15 protein-coding genes are annotated in these 16,611 nt (G+C 35.3%); 9 read left to right on the top strand and 6 right to left on the bottom strand.

Going from position 1 to position 16,611, the window contains the following annotated elements; translation table 11 throughout:
• Positions 1–24: 24 nt before the first annotated feature.
• Positions 25–285, bottom strand: coding sequence for a hypothetical protein (locus HNS38_RS17970; RefSeq protein WP_172346841.1), 261 nt, complete (start codon positions 283–285; stop codon positions 25–27).
• Between the two features lie 96 nt (positions 286–381).
• On the opposite strand from HNS38_RS17970, the gene HNS38_RS17965 reads away from it, so the two are divergent.
• The 5 genes from HNS38_RS17965 (at position 382) to HNS38_RS17945 (ending at position 6,837) form a co-directional block, all read left to right on the top strand.
• Positions 382–1,278, top strand: a complete 897-nt coding sequence (locus HNS38_RS17965; RefSeq protein ID WP_172284054.1) for a LysR family transcriptional regulator — start codon at positions 382–384, stop codon at positions 1,276–1,278.
• Between the two features lie 581 nt (positions 1,279–1,859).
• A complete protein-coding gene (locus HNS38_RS17960) occupies positions 1,860–3,425 on the top strand; it encodes an SDR family oxidoreductase (protein ID WP_172284056.1) in 1,566 nt (521 codons plus the stop codon).
• Positions 3,426–3,543: 118 nt separating this feature from the next.
• Positions 3,544–4,533, top strand: a complete 990-nt coding sequence (locus HNS38_RS17955; protein ID WP_172284059.1) for a PhoH family protein — start codon at positions 3,544–3,546, stop codon at positions 4,531–4,533.
• Positions 4,534–4,719: 186 nt separating this feature from the next.
• Positions 4,720–5,439, top strand: a complete 720-nt coding sequence (locus HNS38_RS17950) for a glycosyltransferase family 2 protein (protein WP_172284061.1) — start codon at positions 4,720–4,722, stop codon at positions 5,437–5,439.
• A 6-nt stretch (positions 5,440–5,445) separates the two neighbouring features.
• Positions 5,446–6,837 carry a hypothetical protein gene (locus tag HNS38_RS17945; RefSeq protein WP_172284063.1) on the top strand — a complete coding sequence of 464 codons (1,392 nt, stop codon included), beginning with the start codon at positions 5,446–5,448 and terminating at the stop codon, positions 6,835–6,837.
• A gap of 47 nt (positions 6,838–6,884) precedes the next feature.
• Here HNS38_RS17945 and purN read toward each other — a convergent pair whose 3' ends face one another.
• Positions 6,885–7,448: a phosphoribosylglycinamide formyltransferase gene (gene purN / locus HNS38_RS17940; protein ID WP_172284066.1), complete on the bottom strand. Its 564-nt coding sequence runs from the start codon at positions 7,446–7,448 to the stop codon at positions 6,885–6,887.
• Positions 7,449–7,790: 342 nt separating this feature from the next.
• On the opposite strand from purN, the gene HNS38_RS17935 reads away from it, so the two are divergent.
• The 3 genes from HNS38_RS17935 to rnc are packed head-to-tail and all read left to right on the top strand — an operon-like array spanning position 7,791 to position 10,043.
• The gene (locus tag HNS38_RS17935) at positions 7,791–8,027 is read left to right on the top strand and encodes an acyl carrier protein (protein ID WP_172284068.1); all 237 of its coding nucleotides are present in this window, start codon (positions 7,791–7,793) and stop codon (positions 8,025–8,027) included.
• A 15-nt stretch (positions 8,028–8,042) separates the two neighbouring features.
• Positions 8,043–9,293, top strand: a complete 1,251-nt coding sequence (gene fabF, locus HNS38_RS17930; protein WP_172284071.1) for a beta-ketoacyl-ACP synthase II — start codon at positions 8,043–8,045, stop codon at positions 9,291–9,293.
• Positions 9,294–9,296: 3 nt separating this feature from the next.
• Positions 9,297–10,043 carry a ribonuclease III gene (gene rnc / locus HNS38_RS17925; RefSeq protein WP_256367561.1) on the top strand — a complete coding sequence of 249 codons (747 nt, stop codon included), beginning with the start codon at positions 9,297–9,299 and terminating at the stop codon, positions 10,041–10,043.
• Here rnc and HNS38_RS17920 read toward each other — a convergent pair.
• Genes HNS38_RS17920 through HNS38_RS17910 form a run of 3 tightly spaced genes read right to left on the bottom strand, consistent with a single transcriptional unit; the run spans position 10,040 to position 14,167 of the window.
• Positions 10,040–11,509: a TolC family protein gene (locus HNS38_RS17920; RefSeq protein WP_172284073.1), complete on the bottom strand. Its 1,470-nt coding sequence runs from the start codon at positions 11,507–11,509 to the stop codon at positions 10,040–10,042. The genes rnc and HNS38_RS17920 overlap by 4 nt on opposite strands.
• A gap of 27 nt (positions 11,510–11,536) precedes the next feature.
• Entirely contained in the window at positions 11,537–12,892 is a 1,356-nt protein-coding gene (locus tag HNS38_RS17915; protein ID WP_216663775.1) for an ABC transporter permease, read from the bottom strand.
• Between the two features lie 27 nt (positions 12,893–12,919).
• A complete protein-coding gene (locus HNS38_RS17910; RefSeq protein WP_172284076.1) occupies positions 12,920–14,167 on the bottom strand; it encodes an efflux RND transporter periplasmic adaptor subunit in 1,248 nt (415 codons plus the stop codon).
• A gap of 220 nt (positions 14,168–14,387) precedes the next feature.
• Here HNS38_RS17910 and HNS38_RS17905 point away from each other — a divergent pair, with 220 nt between their 5' ends.
• Entirely contained in the window at positions 14,388–15,971 is a 1,584-nt protein-coding gene (locus HNS38_RS17905) for a peptide-N-glycosidase F-related protein (protein WP_216663774.1), read from the top strand.
• Between the two features lie 97 nt (positions 15,972–16,068).
• On the opposite strand, the gene HNS38_RS17900 is transcribed toward HNS38_RS17905, so the two are convergent.
• Positions 16,069–16,473 carry a hypothetical protein gene (locus HNS38_RS17900; RefSeq protein WP_172284080.1) on the bottom strand — a complete coding sequence of 135 codons (405 nt, stop codon included), beginning with the start codon at positions 16,471–16,473 and terminating at the stop codon, positions 16,069–16,071.
• Positions 16,474–16,611 lie beyond the last annotated feature (138 nt).

Below are 16,611 nucleotides of genomic sequence, written 5' to 3'. Positions count from 1 at the left end.
TAAAAAGCTAAAAAAACTGTCCATTTAAGGAATCCTTACGTTATGCAACGGTCTTGAATCGTTATAGATACCCATCATGCCTGGATTAGCTCTGTCATTTGGATCAACCATTGAGTAGCCCGTAATAATCATTCCAGCACCACCTTTAGATAGGTCTTTGTAAACCTTATATAACTGAGGTGTGATATGACCTTCTTTATCTGCCATATTCATCCATAAGGCAGAGCGAAAAATGCGATTGTTCAGTTTGATATTTCTAACTTTTGTTACTTTTAATAATTTCATCACCAGCAATTTTTAATTTACAATGCAAATTTAGGTTAGCTTTAATAATTATAATAATTAGTTAAATCATATATTTGTATTATAATTTTAATAGATATGGTGAATTTAGAATGGTATCGCACCTATAAAGCTATATACGATAAAGGTACATTAACAGCTGCAGCGGAAGCTTTATTTATTTCACAACCTGGCGTGAGTCTTCATTTAAGCTCGCTCGAAAACCATGTGGGAACAAAACTCTTTGATAGAGTGGCAAAAAAAATGGTAGCTACCGAACAAGGAAAAGTATTGTATAATGCTCTTTATGAACCATTGCTGAAACTAGAAGAAATAGAAAAGCGTTTCCAAAAAAGCACCGAACTCGAAGTTCCTACAATCAACATTGGAATGTGTTTTGAGACGTTTCAACATATCTTAGAAAGGCATCTTCATACCTTGAATTTTAATATTATAAGCAGTTTCTCTGACTATCAGAATCTATTGAAGGATTTAGAAAAAGGATTTATGGATGTTGTTATAACACCAAAAAAGATAGATATTAAAGGGATTGTTTATGAACCTATTGCCAGCGAAACCATAGTCCTAATTGGTAGTGCAGATATTGACAAAGTAGTCTTTACAAACGAGATAAAAAAAAGAAGCATTGTTGACTTAAAGCTCTTCCTGAGAGAAAAGAAATGGTATGGTGCATCTAGTGATAACGAACATACAAAACGTTTTTGGCAGGCAAACTTTAATTCCTTACCAGACTTTAGAGCAAATTATATAGTTCCCAATTTTAAATCAATTATCAATAGTTTGAGTTATGGTAGTGGCTTAGCTATTGTTCCAGACTTTCTTTGCCAAAAAGAAATTGAGAATAATAAACTGCAATTGCTTTGGAAAGGGAATTCTCCAATTGTAAATAAACTCTATTTTGCTTATCGGAAAAATTCGATCTACAAAAAACAATTGGATAAAATTTTAAATATCTTTAAAGAAGAAATGAGTTAATAGGCAAGACCAGCTCCCAATCTCGAGTAGCCCACCCCACTAGCAAACACTAGTTGGGAGAGGCTACTGATATATCGGTACAGCATCCTAAGGAGCTCACTCCACCGTATGCTGGGGAGCGATGCTCTTTCTTTCAAAACAAATATATAATGTAGATTTATTTCTCAGAAGCCGATACGGCGCTTCTCTATGTCAGAGTCCATAGTGGATAGAATTTATAAATAAGAGAAATGTTTTGATATAATCTTTACATCGACTCATGCCCTCTTCTGTTGAGACGATTCAAAGTAATGGTCGTTCCAAGCATAGGACTTTGGGCAACAGTCCATCCTCCCATTCGCCTACCCCACATCCCGGCTCACATATGACACAAATTTTTGAAGAACTATCGTGATAACTTATGATAAATTCATCATGATATATTGCATTATTGGAATTTATTCAAAGTTTGCAGTTGTTGGACAATGAGACCCCTTAAGCAAAAAAAAAATGGAGTGAAAAAGAAATAAGGAAGCACTAATACACTTTAACCAATTAGGGATAGATATTATACCTAATTTCGCCCGCAAAATAAAGTATAGATGGCAGAATTTCAGGGAGAGAAAAAAGAAGAGAAAGAAAAATTGAGTCAAAAACAGATTGACGAGTGTTTGGCGGTACTACAAACACTCAATGAGGATATCGATCAGATATTTGACATTCCAGAAGACAAACGACTTGCGCTAATGATATCTGCTGGCCAACTATCAAGACCAAGTAAAGAAGAATTTACTAGACGTAATAAAGCATCAAAAAAAGTTCGTAAACAGAAATTAAAACTCAAAGACAAACTAGCTAGAAACACAACAGGCATAAGATCTGCCAGAGATGCCAGTGTTTTTGTAGCTCCCATCATGATTGCCGCTGGTAATGAGAATACTGAAAAAGATATCCCCTTGGAATCTCCTAGAGATTGTTATGTATGTAAGGAATCCTTCGGAAAGCTTCATCATTTTTACGATACCATGTGCAAGGAATGTGGAGACTTCAACTACGCCAAACGTTTTCAAACTACCGACCTTAGCGGACAAGTGGCTTTGGTGACTGGTTCCAGACTTAAAATTGGATATCACATTACCTTGATTATGCTTCGCGCTGGTGCCAAAGTAATTGCTACTACTAGATTTCCCGTTGACTCTGCTTTAAGGTTTTCCAAAGAGCCTGATTTTGAAAAATGGGGACATCGATTGAAGATACATGGCCTCGACCTAAGACATATTCCAAGTGTTGAAATATTCTGTAATTATATTGAGCAGCAATACGAAAAACTAGATATACTCATTAATAATGCAGCTCAGACCGTAAGACGCCCAGCAGGCTTTTATCAACATCTAATGGCCAATGAAGACATGCCCATAAATGAGCTTCCTAGATATGCTCAAGTTCTCCTTTCTGATCATGATTCTTGTTTACGTAAATTGAGGTCATTGAGTACTGGATTTTCGGAAGCTGAAGAAAAAAACCTTCCTGTTAGTTGGCATGGAAAACAATTGGGAATTGGACTTCATGCTTCAGCTAGGCTTTCACAGATTCCATATAGCATTGATAATTCTTTACCCACCGATGAAGTATTCCCTGTGGGCAAACTAGATGCAGATTTACAACAAGTTGATTTAAGAAAAACTAATAGCTGGCGGTTGAAGTTAGGCGAAATCCATACCAACGAAATGTTAGAGGTTCAGCTAGTAAATTCTGTTGCGCCATTTGTGCTTACCAATCGCCTGGTCAATATTATGAAAAAAGAAAATACAGGTATTAAACATATTATTAATGTTTCGGCCATTGAAGGTAAATTTCACCGTTGGCATAAAGAAGACCGACATCCTCATACCAATATGGCCAAGGCGGCTTTAAATATGATGACACTTACCGGAGCTTCTGACTTTGCCAAGTATGGTATTTATATGAATGCTGTAGACACTGGCTGGGTAACTGATGAAGACCCTGCTGAATTAGCTAAACGAAAAGAAGATGAACATGACTTTCAACCTCCATTAGATATTGTGGATGGAGCGGCCAGAGTATTAGACCCTTTGTTCGATGGAATTAATACTAAGAAACATTGGTGTGGTAAATTCCTGAAGGATTACCGACCTATTGATTGGTAGAGGGGAACTCAATTACTTAGTATTAAATTATCTGTTTTATTACTGCAATTTGAAAATAAAACTCTCAATATCTATCATCATTTGATACCTTTGCGCATATATTAAAGTAAAAGTATACATGGCAGAAAAAGTATTATCCCTAGAACCTTACCATCCACTAGATATTTTCGGAGTAAACGAAGTCAATTTAAACACCATTAAAGAGATATTCCCATCCTTACGATTTGTGGTGAGAGGCGATGTATTTAAGATTTTTGGCAATGATGAGATGGTGATTCAATTTGAGAAATTCTTTGATGTGGCATTAATGCATTTTGAAAAGTTCAACAAGTTGAATCCTCAAGATTTAAAGGGCTTGATGCACGAATCGGCTTCTGAATTTGTAAAGGGCAGCACTTCGGGTGATGATATTCTAGTTCATGGAGTTAATGGTAAATTGATCAAAGCACTCACCGTCAATCAAAGAAAACTGGTGGAGACTTCCATGAAAAACGATTTGGTTTTTGCTATTGGTCCTGCTGGTAGTGGAAAAACTTATACTGCAGTTGCTTTAGCCGTTCGAGCTTTAAAGAACAAAGAAGTAAAGAGGATTATTTTAGCGCGTCCAGCAGTAGAAGCTGGAGAAAGCCTAGGATTCCTCCCTGGCGACATGAAGGAAAAACTAGATCCTTATATGATGCCGCTTTACGACGCTTTAAGAGATATGCTTCCGGCTGTAAAACTGGAAAAATATTTAGAGGATGGCACTATTGAAATTGCCCCTTTAGCATTTATGCGTGGAAGAACATTAAATAATGCTTATGCCATATTAGATGAAGCACAAAATGCTACTTCGAGCCAACTTAAGATGTTTCTAACCAGAATGGGCGTTTACTCCAAGTTTTTCGTTACTGGTGATATTACTCAAATCGACCTTCCAAGAAAATACACATCCGGCTTAAAGCAAGCTCAAAACATGCTGAAGGATATCAAGGGAGTCGACTTTGTTCACCTCAATGATAAAGATATTGTTCGCCATTCATTGGTAACAAGTATTATCAAAGCCTATCAATTGATGGAGGATGAGGAGGAGCAAAATAGAAAAGAGAAGAAACAATCATCAATATAGTTATAATCAGTATATTCCAACTTTAATATTTAGAATTACATATTGTAATAAATAATGAAATATAAGACCGGATATATAAGTTTGTCCTCCATTTAAATATCAGGGATCAATCCTAGTTTATATTTATAAATTATTATATTTTTGCGCTTATTACAGTCGGTACAAATGCATACAACATAATTACTAATGATAAAAAAGCTATCTATTATTATCCCAGCCTATAATGAAGGCAAAACAATTCATCTCATTTTAAACAAGATACTTGATGTTGATTTAAAGGGAATTAAAAAAGAAATTATAATAGTAAATGATTGTTCTACTGATGACACAAAAGAAGCAGTAGAAAAGTACATGGTTAAGAATAAAAATTTGGATATCCAACTTTTTAATCAAGAAACCAACCAAGGTAAAGGTGCCGCACTTCAAGTAGGTTTTTCACATGCAACTGGAGAATACACCATTATTCAAGATGCTGATTTAGAATACAATCCCGAAGAATACAATGACCTTTTAAAACCTGTATACTATACTAACGCAGATGTAGTTTATGGATCAAGGTTTATGGGCTCAAATCCTCATAGAATTTTATTTTTCTGGCATACCATAGGTAATCGCTTTCTTACTTTTTTATCTAATATGTTTACCAACTTGAACTTAACAGATATGGAAACCTGTTATAAAATGATGAGGACAGACATATTAAAGAATATCAATATCAAAGAGAAAAGATTTGGTATAGAGCCCGAAATAACAGCAAAAATATCTAGAGTCCCTAATATTAAAATATATGAAGTAGGGATCTCTTATCATGGAAGAACTTATGCTGATGGTAAGAAAATAAGTTATAAAGATGGATTTCATGCCATATATTGCATTTTCAAGTATAATCTTTTTTCAAAAAAATAAATTCTGATGATCCCTAAATTAGCTGATTTTGACTATACTAAAATAATTATTTTATTATCAATAATCATCTGGGTACATTTAGTCCACAAGGAAGCAGAATGGGAAAAAGACACTGTAATTCAACACGATATAAAAATTTACTATTCTTATTTACCTGCTACATTTATTTATAAAGATTTAAGCTTTAAATTTAAACACCAACTACCCAAAGAAATAACAAAATACATTTGGGGAAAACCATTACCAAATAATGAGGGGTATGTTCAGAAGATGACAATGGGAACCGCCATCATGTATTCTCCCTTCTTCTTTATTGCCCACCAGCATGCAAAACTTTTCGGTTACGATCCTAGCGGGTACTCTGAGCCTTACAGTAGATGGTTGGTATACAGCAGTATTTTTTATGCTCTTATGGCTATGTTGATCATTAGACTAACCCTGATTCAATTTTTTAGTAAAGGAGTTGTCAGTCTCACTCTTATTATTTTGTTTTTCGGCACCAACTTGTTTTTCTACACTGTTTATAATGGGCCTATGAGCCATGTTTATTCTTTCTTTTTATTTTCATTATTTATATATCTATCCATAAAATGGAATGAAAAACCACATTGGGGAAAAGCTATTCTAATTGGTCTTACTGGTGGATTAATTACCCTTATCAGACCCACAAACATTATTATTTTTATTTTCCCTTTACTCTATAATGTTTACACCATTGATACAGCAAAAGAAAAAATACTTATATTAAAAAAATACTGGCTCCACATATTTCTGATAGCTATCTCAAGCATCATTATGTGTTCGCCTCAATTAATTTACTGGAAGTATATTACAGGCCATTGGGTTTATGGCTCCTATGGAGATGAAGGTTTCTTTTTTCTAAATCCCAATATCATTAAGGGCCTATTCAGCTATAGAAAAGGGTGGTTAATTTATACACCGCTTATGATTTTCGCTATTATTGGAATCCCTTTCCTATTCAAAAAAATGAAGCCATTTGCTCTTCCAATTAGTATTTTCTTAGTCCTAAATATATGGATAATATATAGTTGGTGGACCTTTTGGTATGGAGGAGGATTTGGCTCAAGACCAATGATAGATTCCTATCCACTTATGGCCATTCCACTCGCGCTTTTTATTTCATTAAGCATCAAATCTAAATGGTTTAATTGGAGAATTATTCCTGTTATTATAGCTATTGTGTTTTTTGTAAGACTTAATATTTTCCAAACTAATCAGTATAACTTGGGCATAATACATTACGACGGGATGACAAAAGAAGCATATTGGGGAGTGTGGAATAAAATGCATTACCCTGAAAATTATAGAACATTAATTCAAAGACCAGATTACGAAAGTGCTAAAAAAGGAGAAAAAGAGGATTTTGATAAGAACTAATCTACCAAAGCGATAATTTAGTCAATGAATTTTTTTAAAAAATCCAATTACGCCAACAAATCTTTTATCACTTTTGGGAAATACTCATATTCTAAAGTATGAATTTTCTGAGCTATGGAATCTGGATCTTCACCCTCCTCTATCTCTATAGATTTTTGAAATATAATGTCGCCATCGTCATACTTTTCGTTTACATAATGAACAGTGATTCCACTTTCTTTCTCACGAGCCTCAGAAACAGCTTGATGAACATAATCTCCATACATTCCCTTCCCTCCATATTTAGGTAAAAGCGCAGGGTGAATATTGATAATATTTAAAGGATAATTCTGAATAAGATAGGAAGGAACCAACCACATAAAACCAGCTAACACTACTAAATCGATCTTGTGTTCTATCAAACTTTCTAAAACTATCTCATCACCATAAAAATCGCTTCTATTGAAAACCACAACTGGTATATCTAATTTTGCAGCTCTCTCAATTACTTTAGCGTTGGCATTATTAGTTAACACTAGCTCTACGCTAATATTTTCACTTTGCAAAAAGAACTTAATGATGTTTTCTGCATTACTACCATTACCAGAAGCAAAAATGGCTATTCTTTTCATTATTAGATATTTAGTTATGACATTTGAAGATATAAAACGTAACAATTGGCAAAAATAGATAAAAAGGCAAGGCCAAAACACAACTTTTTAGTAAATGAAGTAACAAAAACATCAAAAGAATACGAAAACAAGACAAAAACAACCCCAAAGGCTTACCCAAAAACACACAAAAAGACCCCAATACTCCCATCATTCGAATTTTCTTGTCGAAAAGTCGACATGCTTCACGCCTGATTATCAGAAGCATCCTTTTTTGCAAGTCATAAAAAGTCAAAAATGTGTTGGTTTGTACGATTGAAATTTTTTTCTTTGCAGCTTATTAATTCAAAAAAGGAGATAAACATGTCTGACACAAAATCAAAGGTTATTGATATTATAGTTGACAAATTAGGAGTAGACCCAAGCGAGGTAACTCCAGAAGCTAATTTTACTAACGATTTAGGCGCTGATTCATTGGATACAGTTGAATTAATTATGGAGTTCGAAAAGGAATTCAACATCTCTATTCCAGATGATCAAGCTGAGAATATCCAAACAGTTGGTGAAGCTATATCTTATATTGAAGAGCACGCTCAATAATTCAAACATTTCTTTATGAAATTAAGAAGAGTAGTGGTTACAGGCTTAGGAGCCGTTACTCCATTAGGTAATACTGTCCCAGAGTACTGGGATGCATTGCTTAATGGGGTTTCGGGCGCAGCCGAAATAACCCGTTTTGATCATTCGAAGTTTAAGACTCATTTTGCATGCGAAGTAAAAGGTTTTAATCCGCTTGATCATTTTGACAGAAAAGAAGCCAGAAAGTACGATCTTTACGCTCAATTTGGTTTAGTTGCCGCTTATCAAGCTGTTGCTGACGCCAAATTAGACGACGAAAATATTGATAAAGAAAGAGTAGGAGTTATCTGGGCATCAGGAATTGGTGGCCTCGAAACTTTTGCTAAAGAAGTAGGTGACTATGCCAAAGGCGACGGAACACCACGTTACAACCCTTTCTTTATTCCAAAAATGATTGCAGATATTACTGCAGGTCATATCTCCATTAAATATGGATTCCAAGGACCAAACTTTGCTACTGTTTCAGCTTGTGCCTCATCGGCAAATGCTATGGCAGATGCATTCAACTATATAAGATTAGGCAAAGCCGATGCTTTTGTAGTGGGTGGTTCTGAAGCTGCCGTTAACTCCCCTGGTGTTGGTGGGTTTAACGCTATGCACGCCATCTCCACTCGTAATGATGATCCTAAAACAGCCTCTCGCCCTTTTGATAAAGATCGTGATGGTTTTGTAATTGGAGAAGGTGGAGCTGGATTAATATTCGAAGAGTATGAACACGCTATAGCTCGTGGTGCTACTATTTATGCTGAGGTTGCTGGAGCAGGCCTTTCTGCTGATGCACACCACATGACTAGCCCACACCCTGAAGGACATGGTGCTATGCTAGCTATGAAATGGGCATTACAAGATGCAGGTTTAGAACCTATACAAATGGACCATATCAATACTCATGGAACATCTACTCCTTTGGGAGATATTGCTGAACCAAAAGCTATCACCACTCTATATGGTGAGCATGCTTATAATATCAGTATCAACTCTACCAAATCAATGACAGGTCACTTATTGGGAGCTGCAGGAGCTGTTGAAGCTATCGCTACTGTTTTAGCGGTGAAAAACGATATCGTTCCTCCAACAATTAACCATTATGAAACCGACCCTAACATTGATCAGAAATTAGATTTCACATTCAATGTTGCTAAGAAACGTACTGTTGACGTAGCTTTATCCAATACTTTTGGATTTGGTGGTCACAACGCCTCTCTTATCTTCAAAAAAAATAAATAATCGTTGATTGGTCAATTCATAAAACGAATCAAGATACATATTTCGACTGATAAAGAATTTTATCATTCTATAAAAAATATTTTCGGGTTTTATCCCGGAAATATTTTTTTGTATAAACTAGCTTTACGTCACCGCTCTGTTGCTAAAGAAATAACTGAAGGCGTAAAGATCAGTAATGAAAGGTTAGAATACCTTGGTGACGCCATACTCGGCGCCATAGTAGCAGACTACTTGTTTAAAAAATATCCGATTAAAGATGAGGGCTTCTTAACAGATATGCGCTCAAAAATCGTGAGTAGAGCCAGTTTGAATAAACTTTCTCAGAAGCTTGGGATAGACAAGTTAATTCAAGTAGACAAAGACAATAACAAACACTTCCGCTCTATCAATGGTGATGCATTTGAAGCCATGGTTGGGGCTTTATTCTTAGACAAGGGATACGATTTCACCCACCATATCATGATCAACAGAGTGATAGCCGTCCACTTTGATTTGGAGGAATTAGTTAAAGCGGAAATGAATCACAAAAGTACCCTTTTAGAATATTGTCAAAAGAAAAAGATGGAATTGGAATACAATGTCATTCAAGAAATAGGTACTGGCTACAGAAAGCAGTTTGAGGTAGAAGCCATTATTAATGGTAAATCCATGTCAAAAGCCAGAGACTACTCCATTAAAGGTGCTGAAAAACTGGCTGCTGAAAAAGCGTACACAAAGCTGAATCCGGCTAAATCTAATCCAGAGCATTAATCCTCGTAAATATCTTCGTAGGAAACATCCAAATCAATACCTGATTGAAAGTCAAATAAAGTAGATCGTCTTAATCTAAAATAATTATACCAATAAGTTCTTAATGCTCCTATATAGCCAACCTTGGCTTGATCTGTTTCTTTTTGTGCAATATTTAAATCTGTCACTCCAATCTTTCCAATCAAATATCTGTTTTTAGAAACAACAAAACTCTTCTGAGCTATGGTATCGCTTTTTGCTGCAATAATCAACTGATTTTGCTGAATATTAAACTCCCCTACTTCTAAAAATATGGATTGAGAGAAATCTACTCTTTCTTGCTCTACTGAAGTTTTAGCAAGCTCCTCATTACTTTGCGCTATCCTAACTTGACCTTTTCTCCTACCCCAATCTAAAATAGGAATATGGAGGCCTAGTGAAAGCTGTTGTTGCTGCAATGGATCCTGATATACCTGATCAAAAACTGTTGAAGATCCATTGATTCCAAAAATCAAGGACAAGTTAGCATTAAAACCATAAGCCTTAGCTGCACTCACACCTGACTGGGCCTCCAATAATCTTCTTTCAAACTCCAAAATCGTAGAGGAATTCTTTAACGCTTTTTCTAAAGCCATCTCTCTATCTACTTTTTCGAAAAAACTTGGAGAAGGAATAACTAGGTTTAAACGGCTATCATCTTTCATTCTTAAAAATGACTTTAGTCGGAACATAGCGTCCTCTAAATCCATAGCATTTTTTTCCATAGCAGCCTGTGACTTCAGCAAACTCAATTCCATCTGTAAAACTTCATCTTCACCTATCCTACCCAAATTATATCTTCCTTTTGCAACTTTATAAAGGGTATCATAATTCATCACATTGATTTCTGCTATCTTATAATCTACTTGAGCGGTTAAAAGCCTAAAGAAATAGGTGATAGCATCTATAGAAACGCCTTCTACGGCTTCCAGATACTTTTTCTTGGCTACTTCATACTTAATGGGTTCAATCTTTCGATCCCATTTATATTGATTAAATTGAAATAAGGGTTGATTGAGACCAATATTGATGGGTGTAGACAAATACTGACGCGTTGTAGTATCTGTCAAATAATTAATGGTATGCTCTAAACCTGAGCTTACAAATACATTACCACCTGTCCAAGGAATCGCTTGATTTAAACTTAATCCACCACGATATAAAATACTATTTTGTTTGGCATAATAGGATACTCCAGCTGTTGTTTCTTGGGAGATTCGATTCTGAATATTTGGAATAACACCATCAAAATCTAAAGTAGGTAATTGCTCGGCTTTATAAAATCGATATTGCCAATAGCTGGCTCTAAAGCTATGTTTAGCTATTTGTGCTGCTGGCGACTGCTCCTTTGCAATATTTAATACATTTTCGAGAGTCAATATTTTATCTTGTGCCTGGCTTGAAAACGCAAAGGCAAAACTCAATACAAAGAATATATATTTTTTCATGCTGAATAATTTTAAAATAGGGAATTACTATTCGTGTCTTAAACTAGAAACTGGATCTTTCTCTGCAGCTTTTTGGGCTGGCATATATCCAAAGATAACGCCAATACCTGCACTCACACCAAAAGAAATAAGGATGGAAAATCCACTAACAATAGTTGGGATTTCGGTAAACTGGGTTATCAATTGAGCTATAACCAAACCTAGAACAATACCAATAATTCCACCTGTTACTGAAATAATGGTGGCTTCGCTTAAGAACTGGAAAACAATATCTTTTTGAGTGGCTCCTATGGCTCGTCGAACTCCAATCTCTCTGATTCTCTCCATCACAGAGGCCAGCATGATGTTCATGATACCAATCCCTCCAACTATCAAAGAAATGCTCGCAATAGCTCCTAAAACTAGATTGAAGATGGAACGGGTTTTCTGTTCTTGCTTCAATAATAACTCTGGAACCGTGATTTGAAAGTCTTTGGCACCTGCATGACGACGAAGGAGCATTTTATTTAAAACAGCAGCTGTAGTTTTTAGCTTATCTGTATCAGTTACCTGAACCACCAACTTGTCGAGTTGGTTTCTATTGGTTTCAGTAGAAGAATTATCTGATCTACGACCTCTTCCCTTTAGTGATTTTTTAGTCACGATAGAACGATCATTATATCTAATTAAAACCGTTTCTAGAGGTGCATAAACATTCATATCAAAATCACTCAATTTCAACTCTGACAGTTGCTCGCCTCCACTACCATGACTTCTTAGCACTCCAACTATGGTCAACCAAACATCACCACATTTTATCTGCTTTCCAAGAGCATCTTCTGTGGGGAATAATCTACTTTTTATATTGTGCCCTATTACACATACTTGCTTGGCATGCTTATAATGGAAATCACTAAAATAACTTCCTTGCTCTAACTCTAAACTATAGATATCAAAATAATCAACAGTAACTCCAGTAAAAGTTCCTTTAACCCCCCTATCATTATAAATAATACGGGTTTGATTGATAACTTCTGGGCTTACTCGTTCCACTCCTGGTATCATTTTTTTAATGGAATAAGCCTCCTCTAAAGTTAAACCTCGAGAAAGTTTCTCCTTACTCTTTTCTTCCTCAGCTTCGGTTCCTTCTTCATCAGACTCCTCAGAACTGGAAGAATTATCGTCACTTTCCACCGGAGTAATCACAATATTATTAACGCCCACCAGCTTCATTTGATCGAGCACTTCTTTCTTAGCTCCATTACCAATAGCCAACATAGAAATTACTGCTGCCACGCCAAAAATGATACCTAAAGCCGTCAACATAGAACGCACCTTATTATCAAAAACGGCTCCAATGGCAATCTGAAGACTCAGAAAATATTTATCTAATTTTAATTTCACAATTTTCTCCTTTTCCTTTGAAACTGATTAGTCATTTAGCTTTGATGTAAGCGCTTCTATTTTCCAATCTTCAGCTCCTTCAGGAGGATAGAGATAAACCTCTTGTCCGGCCTCTAAACCATTAGTCACCACAATGCTTTCTTCATTGCTTTGGGCTGTTTCCACTTGTTGCTTCCTTCCATCGGTATAAACAAACTGAATACTATCCTGTGTGTTTAAGCATTCTAGTGGAATAAATATGGCTTCTGGCAAAACCTCAGTAATAATTTTGTTTTTGGTAGTCATGGCTGGTCGTAAATCTTCATCCTGTCCTTCCACATCTATAATGACTTCAAATACATGTGCAGAAGAGTTTTTCATCTCTTCACCTATATTGGCCACTTGGGTTATAATTCCTGTCAAGCTTTTCTCGGGGAAGGCATCCACTCCAATTTGTACTTCTTGTCCAACCTGTACCTTGCTAATATCAATCTCGTTGACATAAGTTTTGATGAGCATTTGAGTTAAATCGGGTAATTTAGCAACTATAGGTCTCCAAGGACTAATCATGGAACCGGTTTTTATCTTGTCACCGCGCCAAGTCTTCTCATAAATCACCATTCCGGCTTGAGGTGCTTTAATATCAAACTCCGATAATATGGCCAGAATACTATTTTTCCTGTTTTGGTCTTTATTATAATCAATCATTACCTCCTGTATGGAAGTCACCTCTTTGTTCATTTTCAGACTATAATTTTCTGCAGCTTGATCCAAACTACGTAATGACTTTTCATAAGAAATCTCGGCTCTACGTTGGGTTGCAGGTGGTTCAAATTTAGAATTATCCACTTCTAATTTAGCCTCTTCCGTAGCATATTTCATATTGACCATATTATCTCGAGCTGCTCTTAGGGTAAGTGCCGAATCGAGCTTTAAAGTAGTAATCTGAGAATTTAGTTTGTCTAGATTCGCATCTACATCTTTTAGCTTATTCAGAACCACTGTTTTATCTAAACTGGCTATATAATCGCCCGAATCCACAATGGTTCCTTCTTCTACAATATTGTCGATCTTTATTTCACCCCAAATCTCTACACTTTGAAGGTTTCGAGGACCGTTAATTTCAGTTGAATTTTTAGCATCCAACTCACCAGTGGTGGTCACACTAATCACAAATTCTCCAGAATCCACTTTGCTAATAATGGCTGAACTACTTGTTGAACTGGGATAAAAATACCATCCGATAGATAGAGCTATAATGGTGGCGGCAATAATGAGTAAAGTTTTTTTCTTCATGTGGAAGGTTTATGCATTAACGATAAGGATTCTAATTTCGTCTACAATGATACAAAATAGCCTTATTTAAGTAAGTCAAGGAAGCGTTAAAAAACCTAAAGAAATAGATAAAATATCCATTAGGTATAATAAAACTTCCAGAATCTGCGTTTTTCTTTACAGAAAGCAGATCTTAGTAAAAAAAATGATTTAACTTTGGAATATTCTAATTAGATTCAATATGATGAGAAAATTACTCTTATTTACGCTTTTATCTTCCTTTTTTTCCATTTCCTTAATGGCCCAAAACATCACAAAAGGTGAGCAAATACAATCTGAGGTTGGTATTTCTATTTTCAAATTTGATATGAAAAAACAATCATTTTTCTCCTTAAAATTAAATTTAGAATTAAGCACTACAGCTAATGATATCATCTATCCTGAGGCTTCATTTCTCAGCCTTCAATTACAAAATCCCAAAACCTTAGAATTCATTGAGTTTGCCAGAATATATCTTCAAGCCTCATTAAAAGAAAACGAAGAAATCATCTATAACTATGATTTACAAATGTGGCAGCATTGGTTCATTAAGAATCCTCAAATTAGAGTCTTGAGTAATACTGATATTAATCATTTAATTTTATCAATGGAATTGGAAGCTGAGGAAGGCCAACCAAACATTAATGTTATTGATATTATACCGCTTTGGCAAAGTGATTTGAAGGGATTTCCATATACAGAGACAGGAGTTTCCGTAGAATTATTACCAGCAAAAGAAATCCAATTACCCAAAGGCACAAAACATGCCATAGCAAGTGTTCTTATTAGCGGACAAGCAGAAGATATTTCGGAGACCTCTTCTCGTTTTTATTTTCTAGAGATTAATGACACTGATGTATCAAAAAGAAGTATTTGGCGTGACGATTGCTCCTTAAATCCACTTCAACCAGAGCAAGAAGGTTGGTATTTGAGTCGTCCAAATTGGTGCCCGGGTTTAAAGGTTTATCCCCTACTTCACTTTATCGAGAAAAAATATATTGATCAGGGAAATATCAAACTAGAATTGAGTTTTCAAGAAGACAAAGGCAAAGTAAGTGCAATTGATTCTTATGTGACCTCCTCAGTTTTATTTGCTTTAGGAGAAGCTAAGGAAGCTATCAACCTATCAATAAATGAGATCTATTCTCCCAATAATAAAATCTGGCATGAATCATATAATCCAATATGTGGTTCACCAGTGATACTTATTCAGAATACAGGAAGTGAGAAGGTGGAAAGCATCACTTTTAATTATGGTTATAATTATCAAACTGATAATAAATTCAGATGGAAGGGAGAGCTTGGCTTTTTAGAAGAAGAGATTATATATCTTCCATCCCTAAACTGGTATTTCTTTGAAAATGGAGATCAACCAGAAACTTTTACGGTACATATTTCCTCCGTTAATGGAAAAGAAAAAGCTTTAAAGCTAGGCAAGAAGACTTCTGAGATGACATTAGCAGAAGTATTTCCTGCTCAATTAATCTTTGAACTGAATACCGACCATGCTGCGGATTTAAATGGATTAGAAATATTTAATGAAGCTGGAGAAGCCTATTTTAGTAGTGGAGAATTAAAATCGGATACTACATATAGTTTCTCTGTTGATTTTGCTCCAGGCTGCTACGAAATGATTTATTATGATGAAGCCAAAGATGGATGTCAGAGCAAGAAAAATAAATCTGGATTTCTCCGTATTATAGACCGCCAAAAAGATGCGGAGCTAAAAAGCTTCGATGGGAATTTTGGTAGCGAGGTTCGGGAGCAGTTTATGATTTTTAGGTAAATTGGGATTGTATTTTATTAAAGACTTGATTAGATAAGCATGAAACAAAGCTAAAAAAGTCACACATTGCTGCGAGGCTTTGAAATTTCCAAACTAATTAGCTTTTGCCAAGCATCTCATTCACTAGTAAATGAAAGGAATAAGCAGCTGTTATAAAAATCAAAATTCGAATAATTATTGAAGTTAGCCTATTTACTGGGTACAAAAACCTTAAAGCAATTCTGTAAGCTTTTATCTTATCTTGTTTATTTAGAATCGAGAATAGAATTAAGGAGATTATAATAACAACAAAACTCAATCCCACTCCTACACCATATAATGGAAAATCTATACTGAAAAACTTTGCTGTATTATTTACCCCCAAAAACTTTTCTAAATAGAATAAAATTATAAATGATGTAAATATTACATTTCCGAAGGCTGCTGCACCAACACTCGAATCTCTATCTTCCCAAGCTGGATCCTTTTTGAATGATCGTTCAATTAACACATAATTAATCATCCATATAGTATAAATAAGTCTAATTATAATCATACAAATACGGTCCTAAATAGTCTTTTCAAAAAAATACATGGAATCGTTTCCTATTAACCCGAGTTCGATTATAAAAACAGAGCTAATTGATCGTCTTTCTCCAAA

Source organism: Lentimicrobium sp. L6 (assembly GCF_013166655.1).
In the GTDB taxonomy this organism is placed as follows: domain Bacteria; phylum Bacteroidota; class Bacteroidia; order Bacteroidales; family UBA12170; genus UBA12170.
This window is presented reverse-complemented; position numbering and strand designations above follow the sequence as displayed.

Bases quoted from the DNA above. Each gene is read 5' to 3' on its own strand.
- HNS38_RS17970 (WP_172346841.1), bottom strand. From the start codon at position 285: ATGAAATTATTAAAAGTAACAAAAGTTAGAAATATCAAACTGAACAAT.
- HNS38_RS17965 (WP_172284054.1), top strand. From the start codon at position 382: ATGGTGAATTTAGAATGGTATCGCACCTATAAAGCTATATACGATAAA.
- HNS38_RS17960 (WP_172284056.1), top strand. From the start codon at position 1,860: ATGGCAGAATTTCAGGGAGAGAAAAAAGAAGAGAAAGAAAAATTGAGT.
- HNS38_RS17955 (WP_172284059.1), top strand. From the start codon at position 3,544: ATGGCAGAAAAAGTATTATCCCTAGAACCTTACCATCCACTAGATATT.
- HNS38_RS17950 (WP_172284061.1), top strand. From the start codon at position 4,720: ATGATAAAAAAGCTATCTATTATTATCCCAGCCTATAATGAAGGCAAA.
- HNS38_RS17945 (WP_172284063.1), top strand. From the start codon at position 5,446: ATGATCCCTAAATTAGCTGATTTTGACTATACTAAAATAATTATTTTA.
- purN (WP_172284066.1), bottom strand. From the start codon at position 7,448: ATGAAAAGAATAGCCATTTTTGCTTCTGGTAATGGTAGTAATGCAGAA.
- HNS38_RS17935 (WP_172284068.1), top strand. From the start codon at position 7,791: ATGTCTGACACAAAATCAAAGGTTATTGATATTATAGTTGACAAATTA.
- fabF (WP_172284071.1), top strand. From the start codon at position 8,043: ATGAAATTAAGAAGAGTAGTGGTTACAGGCTTAGGAGCCGTTACTCCA.
- HNS38_RS17920 (WP_172284073.1), bottom strand. From the start codon at position 11,509: ATGAAAAAATATATATTCTTTGTATTGAGTTTTGCCTTTGCGTTTTCA.
- HNS38_RS17910 (WP_172284076.1), bottom strand. From the start codon at position 14,167: ATGAAGAAAAAAACTTTACTCATTATTGCCGCCACCATTATAGCTCTA.
- HNS38_RS17905 (WP_216663774.1), top strand. From the start codon at position 14,388: ATGATGAGAAAATTACTCTTATTTACGCTTTTATCTTCCTTTTTTTCC.
- HNS38_RS17900 (WP_172284080.1), bottom strand. From the start codon at position 16,473: ATGATTAATTATGTGTTAATTGAACGATCATTCAAAAAGGATCCAGCT.